Source organism: Pseudomonas sp. MWU16-30316, from assembly GCF_020515645.1.
Taxonomy (GTDB): Bacteria; Pseudomonadota; Gammaproteobacteria; order Pseudomonadales; family Pseudomonadaceae; genus Aquipseudomonas; species Aquipseudomonas cerasi.
The window spans coordinates 306062-320000 of sequence record NZ_JAIZAZ010000002.1 but is presented as its reverse complement, the minus strand read 5'-3'; the positions used below and the strand labels follow the sequence as shown (position 1 = coordinate 320000).

Below are 13939 nucleotides of genomic sequence, written 5' to 3'. Positions count from 1 at the left end.
ATCAGCATTCGTCCTGAATGGAATTGTTTTTCGGCAGCCCGGCCGTAGTGGCTGTCTGCCCGGTGAGCTGTGCGCAATGGGTCCGTCGGCCGCCGTAGTCGGTCAGCGACTGGTATGAAAAACGATGTGTGGCAGAGGGCTCGACACTTGCGGGCACACCCATGGCAACCTGGGCGCCCGGCGCCAGCAGCAGATGATCGCCGAGCTGCACACCGTCGATATGCAGCGCTTGCAGAGCGGCGTGATAGGGCGTCGGGTTACTGACCGTCAGCGACAAGACGTGCGACGGGTCATGAGTCAGTGTCCACAGCAGCCGCGCGGGGGTGTCGGCCGGATCACCGTCAAGGCCGGGGGGCCGGTAGAACACCTTGATGCGTTGGCGCACGGCAATGTTCAACTGCCCCACGCCGTCCTGGCGTCGAGGCACCTCAAGCACATACAGATGCAGCAGAGACTCGTGCTCCTGCGGCATGCCCGAGCCCTGATACAGCACGCGCAAGGTCTGCCTGCCGCCCACCGCCAGGCGTGCAAGCGGTGGCGTGACCACGAATGGCAGCGCTTTGCGAAGCTCACCCGGGGTGTCGTCATCGTCCGCGGCGTCGCTGAGCCAGGCCTGCAAAAGCGCCTCGGACTTGCCGCGATTGCGCACTTCGAGCGTGACTTCGCGATACTGCCCGTCGAAAACCAGCCGTGTTCCACTCAGCGAAACAGCGCCGTGCGCCGCCAGGTCGCTCGTCAAAAGCACAGCCGTCAGCAGCGCCTTGCATGAGCCAGCGAAAGCGCTCATCGGCATATCACCCTGATCCGCTCGTAGGCTCGCGACGGGTCTCTGGGCGGTAGCGAGAATGTTGCCTGACAACGTTGATCGGACCAGCGTACCCACACGCTGCCGGCGTCCTGCTCGCTGAGCACCAGCGCCTGACTGCCGGGATCGACCACTGCCAGCGCCCTGCCCTGCTCATCTTCGACACTGGCGCCCAGCGGCACCTTGCTGCCATCGGTGCGCACCAGTTCGAACTGCACCCGACGGCCCACATTGGCCTTGAAGCGCACCACCGGGATCGCGCCCCTGCGCGGCACGATCTGGGTGATGGCGTTTTCCAGATCGACATCAGCGCCCAACTGCCGGGTATCCAGGCTGACCCAGTTGGTGCGGTAGGCCTGCGCATAAGGCAGAACCGCATAGCCGTTGCCGGCGGTCTCGACGTTACTGAACGACTTCAAGCGGGCACCACCGACATCGGGCACCTGAACCAGTGCAAAGGTTTCCCCCAAGGCCTGCCCAAGGTTCACGCCACCGGCATGCGCTACCAGCGAACCAGCGGCGGACAGGCTGAATGCATCGTAATCCTGACCCTGGCTATAACCGGCCTCGAAACGGCCGAATGCCGTGCTGGTGCTGACCTTGCCTGCGCCGAAACTGCCGGAGGTACTGTCACGTCCAGCCTGTACCGAATAGAACGTGTCGCGATCGCCCGGCACCTGGCCGTTAAGACCGGTCTGCGCGTTGTACTCGCCGCGGCTGTCGCGCACCGCGTTGAAAGACAATCGCGACGAGCCGGGGCTGGATCCAAGCGGCAGGGTCACGCTCAGGGCAATACGATTGTCGGTGCTCGCGTCACCGCTTCGCCCGAAATCCTCGTTGCGTTCGACGGACAGGCTGTAATTGAGCGAACGCCAGGCTGCGTTATAGGACAGGTAAAGTTGCCGGGTCTTGCCGGGCAGGTTCCAGTAGCGCTGCTCTGAAGCAGTCAGGCTCAGCGACGCCGACTGGCCAGGCACTATCTGAGTGATGCTGAGTTCGAGTCGATCCCGCGCCAGACCAGAGGGCAGTACCAGCCGCTGCGGGCCGATATCGCTGACGTGCTGGTTCAAGGTCCGGTATTGCTCGGTCGAATACCGGTAACCGGCCACTGCCAACGTGGTGTCGGTGACGTCCAGCGTGTTGGCATAACGCACCCGCAGGCTCTGACCACTGCGCGCCTGCTGATCCACCTTGCTGATCGATCGGGTGAGGTCCATCGACACCGCGCCCAGCCCGGTGTTTACTCCCGTACCTATATTCCAGGCCTGATAATCCTCGGCCAGTTGCAGCCCGGCAAACCCGGTGATCCGTTCGGAAAGCCCGTAGATCAGGGCTGCGCTGGCAAACGCCGGAGAGGCCTGCTGGTCGTCGTTGTTGTCGACCTGCCCGCTGGCCAGGCTGTAGCGCAACGAGCCTGCGGGAACCATGATCGGCAGCGACGCGTAGGCCTGAGTGAAGGTTCGCACACGCCCGTCGGCTTCGATGACAGACACCGACAAATCGCCATTCGAGCCACTGGGATAAATATCGGCAATCTCGAAAGGCCCGGGCGACACACTGCCGCTGTAAAGCAGAAAGCCGTTCTGGCGAACTTCCACGGTCGCATTGGTTTCGGCAATCCCGCGGATGACCGGTGCATAGGCCCGCTCGCTGTCAGACAACATGCCGTCGTCAGAGACCAGCGCCGCGCCCCTGAAGCGGACACTGTCGAAGACCTGCGAATCGGTAAACGTCTCGCCCAGCGTGAGCTGGCTTTTCAGGGCGGTGATGTCGCGCTGTGCGAACGTACGATTGCTGCGATAACGCCAGGGTCTGTCACTGCCACCCACCAGAGAGGACTCGTTGCGCAAACGCCAGGCACCAACGTTCAGCCCGTTTCGCAGCCCCACGTAGTACTGATCCGTTTCCAGGCCCTTGTTACGCCGACGGCTGCCATTGAAGTTGTAATTGATAAAGCCTGCGGTCTCGCCCTGATCCCAAAGCTCCGGCGACACATAACCGCGGGCACCGCGTGACATCACCGCTTGCGGCACACTGATCGTCAGTCGCAACGCACCGGGCTGATAGTCGACGCGGGCAAATTCGACACGCGCAGGCAGGTCGAAACAGGCCTGGGCAGACACCTCACCTGACGGCAGACGACTCAAGTCCAGACCAAAGCTCTGTAGCATCTCGAGCGACAGGCAGGGCTCGATCAGGCCTGACAGCGGATTTTTCAAAAAGCGGATATCCCGCCTGCCGCTCAGCTTGCGATTGACGTAGATATCAACCCGGTAAGTACCGGGCAGTACGCTATTGGAGCGCAGAAACTCCTGAAGGTCAGCCGGCTGATCGCTTCCCTGGATAAAAGCCGTATTGAATCTGCCTGCGCCGCTGCCACCCGAAGAGGCGGCCGACGCGCTGACCGCAACCATCAACGCCAATCCGAAACCGATACCCCGCGCACAGCGTCGGGGGTGAGGGAGCGCGCACTGGGCAATGACTCCCTTGTTAACTTCTTTGCGCCATTCCATAGCGGTCTTCACTCTACTTCGGCTGTCGCGCGCGTCGCGCAATCCTTTTACACAGACGCAGGTCTGCCGGGCGGTCTTGTCGCTGAGGCCCGACGGTTTGAACAGTGAACGCTGACAGTGGATGCGCCAGCTTATCGGGGCGACGCCTTGCCGGCGTTAACCGGTTGTTTATGGGTAAGGGCTGCCTGATAAGGCACTTGTCCGCCGTAGTCATTGAGACTGACGAAACTCAACAGCAACGGCGCACTTGCCGATGTGTGCTGTAACGGAATACGCAGACGCTGATGCGGCGCCAGCATCTGACTGTCCAGACGGGCAAGTTCGGTGTCATGCTGGCGTATGGAAACCCTCAGCATGGAGACATGATAGGGGCCGGGATTTTCGACCTGTACACCGGTGTCATCGACCCACTGCCAGTTCAGTTTTTCCGGAGCCTGCTGTGGATCACCCTGCAAACCATCAGGCCGGAAGAAGACTTTGATGCGCTGACGTACCGCGATCTGCAGTGTGTTTTCAGCTGCGGCCTGGGGAATTTCCTGAACATTGAGCCATAACACCGATTCACGATCGGTGGGCATGTCGGCACCGGAATGAATGATCCGCAATAGCTGCCTGCCACCCCCGGCCATACGCGCAAGTGCGGGTGTGACAATGAACGGCAGGTTCGGCAGACTTTCGTGAGTGCTGACCGCCGCCACAGGCGGTTCAAGCCAGGACTGGAGGAGAATCTCTCCCCCGCCACTGTTGTGAACACCCAGACTGACCTCTTTATCAGTGCCCTGGTAAATGACTCGCGTCGTATTCAATACAATGCCCGCCTGAACGGTGGATGCGCAGAACACCAACGCAACAAGCATCGTGTAGCGAAAAAAATCGGAAAACATGCTGGCGTTCGCCTTGAATTCGGTAGAGGACAGAGCGAGCACTGCCCGCCCCGCCCGACACGATTACTCGTAATCCATCACGAACGGCAGGAAGCCGTCGGCATTACCCGGATTGGTGGGCGTGCCGTTAAGCACATACACCGCGCCAAAATTGATTTCAGCGGTGGCACCGTTGGCGCCATCCTTGATCAGCGTGGTGTCGACGGTTTCGTCACCACTCAGATCCATCAGCACACTGGACGCATTGAGCAGGCCGATACCGACGCCATCTGCCGCACCGGTGGTGCGCAGGAGTTTCGCGTCGTTGTTGTCCAGGCCACTGCCGTTACGGGCAATAAGGCGCATCTTCACCATGTTGTACTGGTCTGCACCGGCACTGCAGTTGACCAGCAGCTGGATGGGGGCAGCCGTCTCGAATCGGCTTTCGCTCGATACACCGATATCGGAGAAGGACACGTTGCCCAGGTCGATATTGATTTCGCCAGGGTTGGTCCCCGCACTGACACCCGTGCCCGGCCCCACATCGCAGGAGATATTGGTCAGTGTTCCGTTAAAGACCATTGTGCCGTTGTTCGCAGCACTGGCGGTACCTGCCATGCCAACGCCCATTACGCCCAGAACTGCCAATGTAAGAGAACGCTTTTTCATGCTAACGACCTTCCTTGTGTTATTTCGTGTGTGCCCGCTATCGGACGGTGAGCACTATAGAGCCAGGTCTATTTCAATGCTGTCAGCCCGGTAACTTTCACCCCGCAGACAACACAACACGACACGCAGGACAGGTCTGTAGGAATAATTATAAGTCGTGCCCGGCACACTGATAAAAACCCTTTTCCACACAGAAGCGCGTCTTTACTCAGGTACAGACTAGCGACGCCTTGACGGTGGCCGAGGTTATGTATCGTTCATACCTGGCGGGCACTGGACTGCCACTTGAAAACGTGACAGTCCGGACGAGAAAACACAACAGGCAGCTAGTCACTGATAGCTCAACGTAACGACGGCAGCGCGTGCCTGCAGGGCTTCTCCGTCGATAACCACGGCGGCAGGCAATACCTGATACTGCGTCACGAAGGGCATTGCCTGCTCACCACAGACATTGCGTTCGGTGCTCACATGAATAATGACCCCGGGTGCAACTTCCAGCGTTCTCGACTGATTACCGGGCACCGTTATCTCTGTACTGGAAACCCTGCAACTGCTGTTGACGATACTGCCACGCAACGTTATTGCACCGTCCTTTGCCCATGACACAGCGGGAGTAGCCAGCCACAGCGTCGACATGATTGCGACCCACAAGTTTTTATCAAGGGACCGTAACGTCCACATCACTTTTCCGTTCGTTTTCTGACGGCTCATGGCGTACTCCATTCATTGACTCATGCGATAAGTTAAGTTGATGAGAGAATGACCTGCCAGAAACCTACTTAGGAAAATGTAGGAAAACTCCTAGGACTTAATAAACATCTGGACAACTATCTCTTCAACATAGATATCGTCCAATTCCGACTTTTCTTGACTGCACGCCACACCCGCTGGAGGCTTTCTGACAAACCTGACAGCTGAAAGTCATTCTGTTGACCGGGTTTGCAGGCTATAAGGAAGCTGTAAAAAATATCTCTCCCGTACTGACATTTGGCGTTTTCTTCATATGCGCAGAAAGACCCTGACCGTCACCGCTGTCGTTCTGGTGATCGCCTGTGTGGCGATTGCCGGCTGGAAACTGACACGCCCGGCCACGCTTCCCAAAAATGCCGCTGCCGCTGTGCCGGTCAAAGTGATCACGGTCAGTCTTGAAGACGTGCCGCGCTTCGTCACAGGGATCGGATCGGTGCTGTCGCTGCAAAGCGTCGTGATCCGCCCCCAGGTGGATGGGGTGCTGACGCGCGTGCTGGTCAAGGAAGGTCAGCAGGTCAAGGCCGGAGACCTGTTGGCAACGCTGGATGACCGCTCTATCAGGGCTGCGCTGGAACAGGCGCGTGCCCAGTTGGCGCAGAGCAAGGCGCAGCTGGACGTAGCGCAATTGGACCTCAAGCGCTATCGCCAGCTCACCCAGGAAAATGGTATCTCGCGACAGACGTTCGATCAGCAACAGGCACTGGTCAGGCAGCTCGAAGCCACGGCAAAAGGCAACGAAGCGAGCATCAACGCCTCACAGGTGCAACTGTCCTACACTCAGATTCGCTCGCCGGTAACGGGACGGGTCGGCATTCGCAATGTCGATGAAGGCAACTTCCTGCGCGTCAGTGATGCTGCCGGACTGTTTTCAGTGACCCAGATCGACCCGATTGCCGTGGAGTTTTCCCTGCCACAGCAGATGTTGCCGACCCTGCAGGGGCTGATTGCCGAGCGCGACGCTGCGACCGTCAAGGCGTATCAGGGCGACGGCGCGGCCAACGGCCTGCTGCTGGGTGAAGGCACGCTTTCATTGATCGACAATCAGGTGTCGGCAAGCACCGGTACGATCCGCGCCAAGGCTCAATTCAGAAACCCCGGCGAGCAACTCTGGCCAGGGCAACTGGTGACCGTGAAGATCCAGACCGGTATCGAACTCAACTCGCTGAAAGTGCCGCCACAAGTGGTGCAGCGCGGCGTTGACCTGCACTTTGTCTATCGGCTCACTGCCGATAACAAGGTGGAAGTCGTACCCGTCAAAGTGCTCTATCAGGACAGCGAGCAGACGCTGATCAGCGGGCCGCGTGCTGGCGATGTACTGGTCAGCGACGGCCAGTCACGGCTACGCCCGGGAGCAACGGTGGAAGTGATCACCGCGCCTGCTGCGGATGTCGCCAGCGCGCAAGTGGAGCCCGCACGATGAACGGCCGTGGTTCGGTATCGGCGTGGTGCATCGACCATCCGGTGGCCACCTTGTTGTTGACCTTCGCATTGGTACTGCTGGGGGTCATTGCCTTTCCGCGTCTGCCGATCGCGCCGTTGCCGGAAGCGGAATTCCCGACCATCCAGGTCACCGCGCAACTGCCCGGCGCCAGCCCCGAGACCATGGCGTCTTCGGTTGCCACGCCACTGGAAGTGCAGTTCAGTGCGATACCGGGCATGACCCAGATGACTTCCAGCAGCGCACTGGGCTCCACCAACCTTACGCTGCAGTTCACCCTCAACAAAAGCATCGACACTGCGGCCCAGGAAGTCCAGGCCGCCATCAATACCGCAGCCGGACGCCTGCCGGCCGATCTGCCTAGTCTGCCAACCTGGCGCAAGGTCAACCCGGCCGACAGCCCGGTGCTGATCCTCAGCGTGAGTTCCAGTCTGATCCCCGGCACCGAATTGAGCGACGTCACCGAAACCATTCTGGCGCGCCAGCTCAGCCAGATCGAAGGGGTGGGCCAGGTATACATCACCGGTCAGCAGCGTCCGGCGATTCGTGTCCAGGCCGCCCCCGAGAAACTCGCCGCGCTGGGGCTGACCCTGGCGGACATTCGCCAAGCGGTGCAACAGACCAGCCTGAACCTGGCCAAGGGTGCCCTGTACGGCAAGGACAGTATTTCGACCCTGTCTTCCAACGACCAGTTGTTCAAGCCGCAGGACTACGCGCAACTGATTGTTTCCTACAAAAACGGCGCGCCCGTCCAGCTCAAGGATGTGGCTCGGGTCGTCGCGGGCTCGGAAAACGCCTACGTCAAGGCGTGGTCCGGCGATCAGCAAGGCGTCAACATCGCCATCTTCCGCCAGCCGGGCGCCAACATTGTCGACACCGTGGACCGTATCCAGCGTGAATTGCCACGCTTGCAGGAAATGCTCCCGGCCAGCGTCGATGTATCGGTACTCAACGACCGGACCCGCACCATCCGTGCCTCGCTGCATGAAGTGGAACTGACCCTGCTGATCGCGGTGCTGCTGGTGGTCGCGGTCATGGCGCTGTTCCTGCGCCAACTGTCAGCCACCCTGATCGTCAGTGCGGTACTCGGGGTCTCGCTGATTGCCAGCTTTGCGATGATGTACCTGTTCGGCTTCAGCCTGAACAACCTGACACTGGTGGCCATCGTGGTCGCGGTCGGTTTCGTGGTGGACGACGCCATCGTGGTGGTCGAGAACATCCACCGTCACCTCGAAGCCGGCCAAGGCATGCGCGAGGCGGCGATAAAGGGCTCCGGAGAAATCGGCTTTACCGTGGTGTCGATCAGTTTCTCGCTGGTGGCGGCGTTCATTCCGCTGCTGTTCATGGGCGGCGTGGTCGGGCGACTGTTCAAGGAATTCGCACTGACCGCAACCGCGACCATTCTTATTTCGGTGGTCGTCTCCCTGACCCTCGCGCCGACCCTGGCCGCCCTGTTCATGCGCGCGCCCACCCATCACCCGCATCAGAAACCGGGGTTTGGTGAACGCCTGCTCGCCTCCTACGAGCGCGGCCTGCGCAAGGCCCTGGCCCATCAACGGCTGATGCTTGGCATATTCGGCCTGACCCTGGCGCTGGCGGTAGTCGGTTACATCCTCATACCCAAAGGCTTCTTTCCGGTCCAGGACACCGCGTTTGCACTCGGGACCACCGAGGCAGCTGCTGACATCTCCTACCCGGACATGGTGGAAAAACACCTGGAGCTGGCAAAGATCGTCGGCGCGGATCCTGCGGTGCTGGCGTTCTCGCATTCGGTTGGTGTTTCAGGCAGCAACCAGACCATCGCCAACGGCCGCTTCTGGATCTCGCTCAAACCACGCTCCGAACGCGATGTGTCGGTCAGTGAATTCATCGACCGCCTGCGCCCCAAACTGGCCAAGGTCCCGGGCATCGTTCTGTATCTGCGCGCCGGGCAGGACATCAACCTCAGCTCCGGCCCGAGCCGCAGTCAGTACCAGTACGTGCTCAAGAGCAACGACGGCGAATTGCTCAACACCTGGACGCAACGGCTGACTGAAAAACTGCGCAGCAACCCTGCATTTCGCGACATGTCCAACGACTTGCAACTGGGCGGCAGCGTCACGCACATCGACATCGACCGCAGTGCTGCCGCGCGATTCGGCCTGACCACGGCCGATGTCGACCAGGCGCTGTACGACGCATTCGGCCAGCGGCAGATCAGCGAGTATCAGACTGAAGTCAACCAGTACAAGGTGATCCTTGAACTGGACGCCCAACAACGCGGCAAGGCCGAAAGCCTGGCGTACTTCTATCTGCGCTCGCCGCTGACCAGCGAAATGGTGCCGCTGTCGGCGCTGGCCAAAGTCAGTGCGCCGCGCATGGGACCGTTATCGATCAGCCATGACGGGATGTTCCCCGCGGCGAACCTGTCGTTCAACCTGGCACCCGGGGTCGCCCTGGGCGATGCCGTGAGCATGCTCGATCAGGCCAAGAACGAAATCGGCATGCCCGCCTCGATCATCGGCAGCTTCCAGGGCGCGGCCCAGGCGTTCCAGAGTTCGCTGGCCAACCAGCCCTGGCTGATCCTTGCGGCGCTGGTGGCGGTGTACATCATTCTGGGCGTGCTCTATGAAAGCTTCGTGCATCCGCTGACCATCATCTCCACCCTGCCCTCGGCAGGCATCGGCGCACTGTTGCTGCTGTGGATGATGGGGCAGGACTTCTCGATCATGGCCCTGATCGGCGTGGTGTTGCTGATTGGTATCGTCAAAAAGAACGGTATTCTGCTGGTGGACTTTGCCCTGCAGGCCCAGCGCGAGCAGGGCCTCACGCCGCACGAGGCCATTTATGAGGCCTGCATCACCCGCTTCCGACCGATTATCATGACCACCCTCGCCGCCCTGCTCGGCGCACTGCCGCTGATGCTCGGTTTTGGCGTCGGTGCCGAGTTGCGGCAGCCGCTGGGTATAGCCGTGGTTGGCGGCCTGCTGGTGAGCCAGATGCTCACGTTGTTCACCACGCCGGTCATTTATCTGCAACTGGAGCGGCTGTTTCATCGACGCCAACCGGCGCCCGCCGCACCGACGCTGGCCCTGCAAAAGTGAGAGTTGCCCGATGCGCGTGCTGATTATCGAAGACGAAGAGAAAACCGCCGACTACCTGCGTCGCGGTCTGACCGAACAGGGCTATGCCGTGGACGTGGCGCGCGACGGGATCGAAGGCCTGCACCTGGCGCTGGAGAATGACCATGCGATCGTCATTCTCGACGTGATGCTGCCGGGCCTGGATGGTTTTGGGGTGTTGCGTGCGCTGCGTGCGCGCAAACAGACGCCCGTGATCATGCTGACCGCGCGCGAGCAGGTCGACGACCGCATTCGCGGCCTGCGCGAAGGCGCGGATGATTACCTGGGCAAGCCGTTTTCCTTTCTGGAACTGGTCGCCCGCCTGCAGGCCCTGACGCGGCGCAGCGGTGGCCACGAGCCGGTGCAGATCACCATCGCCGACCTGTGGATAGACCTGATCAGCCGCAAGGCGACCCGCGCCGGCCTGCGCCTGGACCTGACCGCCAAGGAGTTTTCGCTGCTCAGTGTGCTGGCCCGACGTCAGGGTGACATCCTTTCCAAGACATCCATCGCCGAGATGGTCTGGGACATCAACTTCGACAGCGATACCAATGTGGTCGAAGTCGCGATCAAGCGCTTGCGGGCCAAGCTCGATGGCCCTCACGAGCACAAGCTGCTGCACACCATTCGCGGCATGGGCTATGTGCTGGAGAACCGCAGTGCGGGTTGATTCGATTGCCCTGCGCCTGAGCGGGCTGTTCGCGCTGGTGGCACTGGTGGTGTTCCTGCTGATCGGCTGGGCCTTGTACCTGCAGGTGGACAAAAGCCTCGATTTGCTGCCCCGTGCAGAGGTGGATGCGCGCTACAGCGTGCTGGAATCGGCGGTCAATCGTTTCGGCAACCCGGAACACTGGCGCAAGATCAAGGCCAAGCTCACCTTGCTCAGTGAAGAGGACAAACGCCTGCGCTTCTGGGTGGTGAGTGACAATCCGCTCTATGAGTTCGGCAATCCCGGTGCGGACATTCGTCGTTTTGCACAGGGGCCGCTGGGCATGCACGACCTGAAGCTGGCGGACCATCCGTTTTCGTTCAAAGTGCTGGTCAGCGAGTTTCCCGCCAAGGAACAGCGTCCGGCCCTGCGCTTTCTGACTGCCATCGACACCGAGACGTTCTGGCACACGCAGCACTCGCTGCTGGTCGCCTTGATCAGCCTGGCCACGCTGGGCATTCTGCTCGCGTCGGCGCTGGGCTACTGGGTCGCGCGGATTGGCCTGCGACCGCTGACCAGCCTTTCGCAGGAAGTCCAGAAGCTCGCCCCGCCAAGGCTGTCCGGACGCTTGCAGTTGTCGCCGCTGCCACCGGAACTCGAGCAATTCGTCGCCTCGTTCAACTCCACGCTGGAACGCGTCGAGCAAGCCTACTCGAGGCTGGAGTCGTTCAATGCCGATGTGGCACACGAGCTTCGTTCACCGCTGACCAACCTGATCGGTCAGACTCAGGTGGCGCTGACCCGTGGCCGCTCTGCCGAGCATTATTTCGAGGTGTTGCAGTCGAACCTCGAAGAGCTGGAGCGCCTGCGCTCGATCATCAACGACATGCTGTTTCTGGCCAGCGCCGATCAGGGCACCAAGGTCAAGGCACAGATCTGCACCTCACTGGCTGAAGAAGTCGCGACGACGCTGGATTATCTGGACTTCATTCTGGAAGACGCGCACGTGCAAGTCCGTGTCCAAGGCGACGCCAGCGCACCCATTGAAAAACCCCACTTGCGCCGCGCGCTGATCAATCTGTTGCATAACGCCGTTCAGCACACTGGCGCTGGTGAAGTGATTGAAGTCAACATCGAATCCCGCGATGCCCATGTCACTGTCAGCGTGACCAATCCGGGCGTAAAAATCGCTCAGGAACATTTACCCAGACTGTTCGAGCGCTTTTATCGGGTGGATGCCTCACGCAGTAACAGCGGCGCCAATCACGGCCTGGGGCTGGCCATCGTCAAGGCGATTGCCTTGATGCATGGCGGCACCGTGTTCGTGAACAGCGACAAGGGCGCCAATACCTTCGGCATCCAGTTGCCTCGCTGACACCTGAAAATACTGACTACATTGACCGTGTTCACGGTCCTCAGTGTGCGTCTGTTCGCAGCGTTTTAAATACAGTTGCTTTATTCACATTCCCTTCATATGGGGCTATAAGGAGCGTGTTATACACGCGTCAATAAGTTCCCCACCTAACTGATAATTTTATTAACCGATTATCAAGAATCATTCGTCTGCAGGTAGAACAACCGATGATGGTGTTTGCGTTTTCTCGGCAAGCCCGGCTCAAATGGACCCGTCCGGAGCTGATATTGATTTTCGGCAGCTCGGTTTCAATGCTCGCCATTCTGGCGATCGTGGCGTCTCTACTGGCCCAGGAGCGCGACGACGCAGCACAGACAGCAGCACGCGCAGCGTCCAATATCGTGCGTTTGATCGATGCCGACGTCATGCGTAATGCAGAACTTTACGACTCTTCACTGCAAGGCATGATCAGCGCGTGGCAGCGTCCGGACCTTCAGCAACTGTCACCTGAACTGCGCCAACTTGTTCTGTTCGATCGCGCCACTGCCGCCTCTTACAAGGGCGACCTGGTATTACTCGATAACCGCGGCGAAATAGTGGCTGATTCTTTGTCTGTCACCCCTCGACACGACAACTTCGCTGACCGCGCCTATTTCAAGGACCATGCAACAGACCGCTCTTTGACGCTACACGTCAGTGCACCGTACAAGACTCGCTGGGGCTACAAGGACTGGTGCATCAGCTTCAGCCGCCGCCTATCGGGGCCCAACGGCGAGTTCATGGGCATCGTGAGCGCAGAGATGCGTCTGGTGTATTTCAAGCACCTGTTCATGAGCCAGAATCTGGGCCGTGACAGCAGCATCAACCTGATCAATACCTCAGGCATTCTGATCGTTCGCTACCCGGAAATGGAAGGCCAGGAGTTGATCGGCAAGGATTACAGCCACAGCCCCAACTTTCAGCGCATCCTTCAGGAAGGCGATGGCAGCTTTGCCGCGATGTCGACGCAGTTGAATGCTCGTCGGCTGTATACCTTCTCCCGAGTCGGCAACTTGCCGCTGATCGTGGTGATCGGGCAATCCGAAGATGAGGTGTATGCCGTCTGGCGACGCAATGCCTGGCTGGTCGGCTCCGCGACCAGCATATTGTGTCTGGGCATTTTGTGGCTGACTTGGCTGCTGTGTCGCGAGCTGAGAAGGCGCCACCGTGCCGAAGATGCACTGGCCAGCCTGGCCGCGACAGATGGTCTGACCGGGCTTGATAATCGCCGCCAGCTTGACGAAGCCATGGAAGTCGAATGGGCGCGAGCGCAACGCTCTGGCAAGCAGCTGTCATTGCTGATGATCGATGTAGATCATTTCAAGGCATTCAATGAGCGTCATGGCCATCAGGGCGGGGACGAGGCGCTGCGTCTGATTGCGCAGACCATCTCATACTGCATCCGTCGTCCGGGCGACCGCGTGGCACGCTATGGCGGCGAAGAGTTCGTAGTTGTGTTGCCGGAAACAGACTTGCCGGGTGCCATGCTGATCGCGGAAAAAATCCGCAAGGCTGCGGAGGCACTTCCGCTGTTCATGAATGCCGAGTATCCCATCACGGTCAGTATCGGGGTCGCTTCGGAGGTCGTCCGTCAGGGAGACAAGCTGGAAGCATTTTTCGGGGTGGCCGACAAGGCGCTGTATCAGGCCAAGGACAATGGGCGCAACCGGGTCGAGTACCGCAGTTCGGTTGCCAGAAAGGTGACAGACCCGGTCTGACCAGCTGCGTTCGGGCATAAAAAAACGCCAGACTGGCTGG

Annotated in this window: 10 protein-coding genes; 5 read left to right on the top strand and 5 right to left on the bottom strand. The window is 59.9% G+C overall.

Annotated features, from left to right (window positions below; all coding sequences use genetic code 11):
- Position 1 precedes the first annotated feature (1 nt).
- The 5 genes from LCH65_RS08200 to LCH65_RS08180 form a co-directional block, all read right to left on the bottom strand.
- Complete coding sequence (locus LCH65_RS08200; protein ID WP_226439292.1) at positions 2–787, bottom strand: molecular chaperone; 786 nt, start codon at positions 785–787, stop codon at positions 2–4.
- Positions 784–3318, bottom strand: coding sequence for a fimbria/pilus outer membrane usher protein (locus tag LCH65_RS08195; RefSeq protein ID WP_054080692.1), 2535 nt, complete (start codon positions 3316–3318; stop codon positions 784–786). Before LCH65_RS08195 ends, LCH65_RS08200 begins: the two co-directional genes overlap by 4 nt.
- Before the next feature lie 131 nt (positions 3319–3449).
- Positions 3450–4202 (bottom strand): molecular chaperone, encoded by a 753-nt coding sequence (locus LCH65_RS08190; protein ID WP_058416426.1) that lies wholly within the window; start codon positions 4200–4202, stop codon positions 3450–3452.
- A gap of 63 nt (positions 4203–4265) precedes the next feature.
- A complete protein-coding gene (locus LCH65_RS08185) occupies positions 4266–4850 on the bottom strand; it encodes a fimbrial protein (protein ID WP_003365284.1) in 585 nt (194 codons plus the stop codon).
- Between the two features lie 330 nt (positions 4851–5180).
- The gene (locus LCH65_RS08180; protein ID WP_003433578.1) at positions 5181–5573 is read right to left on the bottom strand and encodes a hypothetical protein; all 393 of its coding nucleotides are present in this window, start codon (positions 5571–5573) and stop codon (positions 5181–5183) included.
- Between the two features lie 280 nt (positions 5574–5853).
- On the opposite strand from LCH65_RS08180, the gene LCH65_RS08175 reads away from it, so the two are divergent.
- From LCH65_RS08175 to LCH65_RS08155, 5 genes are all read left to right on the top strand, one after another.
- Positions 5854–7020, top strand: coding sequence for an efflux RND transporter periplasmic adaptor subunit (locus LCH65_RS08175; protein WP_058416397.1), 1167 nt, complete (start codon positions 5854–5856; stop codon positions 7018–7020).
- On the top strand, positions 7017–10121 hold the full coding sequence (locus tag LCH65_RS08170; RefSeq protein ID WP_003365290.1) for a multidrug efflux RND transporter permease subunit: 3105 nt from the start codon (positions 7017–7019) through the stop codon (positions 10119–10121). The genes LCH65_RS08175 and LCH65_RS08170 overlap by 4 nt, the downstream gene beginning before the upstream one ends.
- A gap of 10 nt (positions 10122–10131) precedes the next feature.
- Positions 10132–10809 carry a heavy metal response regulator transcription factor gene (locus tag LCH65_RS08165; RefSeq protein ID WP_003314062.1) on the top strand — a complete coding sequence of 226 codons (678 nt, stop codon included), beginning with the start codon at positions 10132–10134 and terminating at the stop codon, positions 10807–10809.
- On the top strand, positions 10799–12163 hold the full coding sequence (locus LCH65_RS08160) for a heavy metal sensor histidine kinase (protein WP_080479456.1): 1365 nt from the start codon (positions 10799–10801) through the stop codon (positions 12161–12163). The genes LCH65_RS08165 and LCH65_RS08160 overlap by 11 nt, the downstream gene beginning before the upstream one ends.
- Before the next feature lie 206 nt (positions 12164–12369).
- Positions 12370–13899, top strand: a complete 1530-nt coding sequence (locus LCH65_RS08155; protein ID WP_003365292.1) for a sensor domain-containing diguanylate cyclase — start codon at positions 12370–12372, stop codon at positions 13897–13899.
- Positions 13900–13939: the final 40 nt, after the last annotated feature.

Excerpts from the sequence above, each read along its gene's own strand:
- LCH65_RS08200 (WP_226439292.1), bottom strand. The coding sequence starts at position 787 with ATGAGCGCTTTCGCTGGCTCATGCAAGGCGCTGCTGACGGCTGTGCTT.
- LCH65_RS08195 (WP_054080692.1), bottom strand. The coding sequence starts at position 3,318 with ATGGAATGGCGCAAAGAAGTTAACAAGGGAGTCATTGCCCAGTGCGCG.
- LCH65_RS08190 (WP_058416426.1), bottom strand. The coding sequence starts at position 4,202 with ATGTTTTCCGATTTTTTTCGCTACACGATGCTTGTTGCGTTGGTGTTC.
- LCH65_RS08185 (WP_003365284.1), bottom strand. The coding sequence starts at position 4,850 with ATGAAAAAGCGTTCTCTTACATTGGCAGTTCTGGGCGTAATGGGCGTT.
- LCH65_RS08180 (WP_003433578.1), bottom strand. The coding sequence starts at position 5,573 with ATGGAGTACGCCATGAGCCGTCAGAAAACGAACGGAAAAGTGATGTGG.
- LCH65_RS08175 (WP_058416397.1), top strand. The coding sequence starts at position 5,854 with ATGCGCAGAAAGACCCTGACCGTCACCGCTGTCGTTCTGGTGATCGCC.
- LCH65_RS08170 (WP_003365290.1), top strand. The coding sequence starts at position 7,017 with ATGAACGGCCGTGGTTCGGTATCGGCGTGGTGCATCGACCATCCGGTG.
- LCH65_RS08165 (WP_003314062.1), top strand. The coding sequence starts at position 10,132 with ATGCGCGTGCTGATTATCGAAGACGAAGAGAAAACCGCCGACTACCTG.
- LCH65_RS08155 (WP_003365292.1), top strand. The coding sequence starts at position 12,370 with ATGATGGTGTTTGCGTTTTCTCGGCAAGCCCGGCTCAAATGGACCCGT.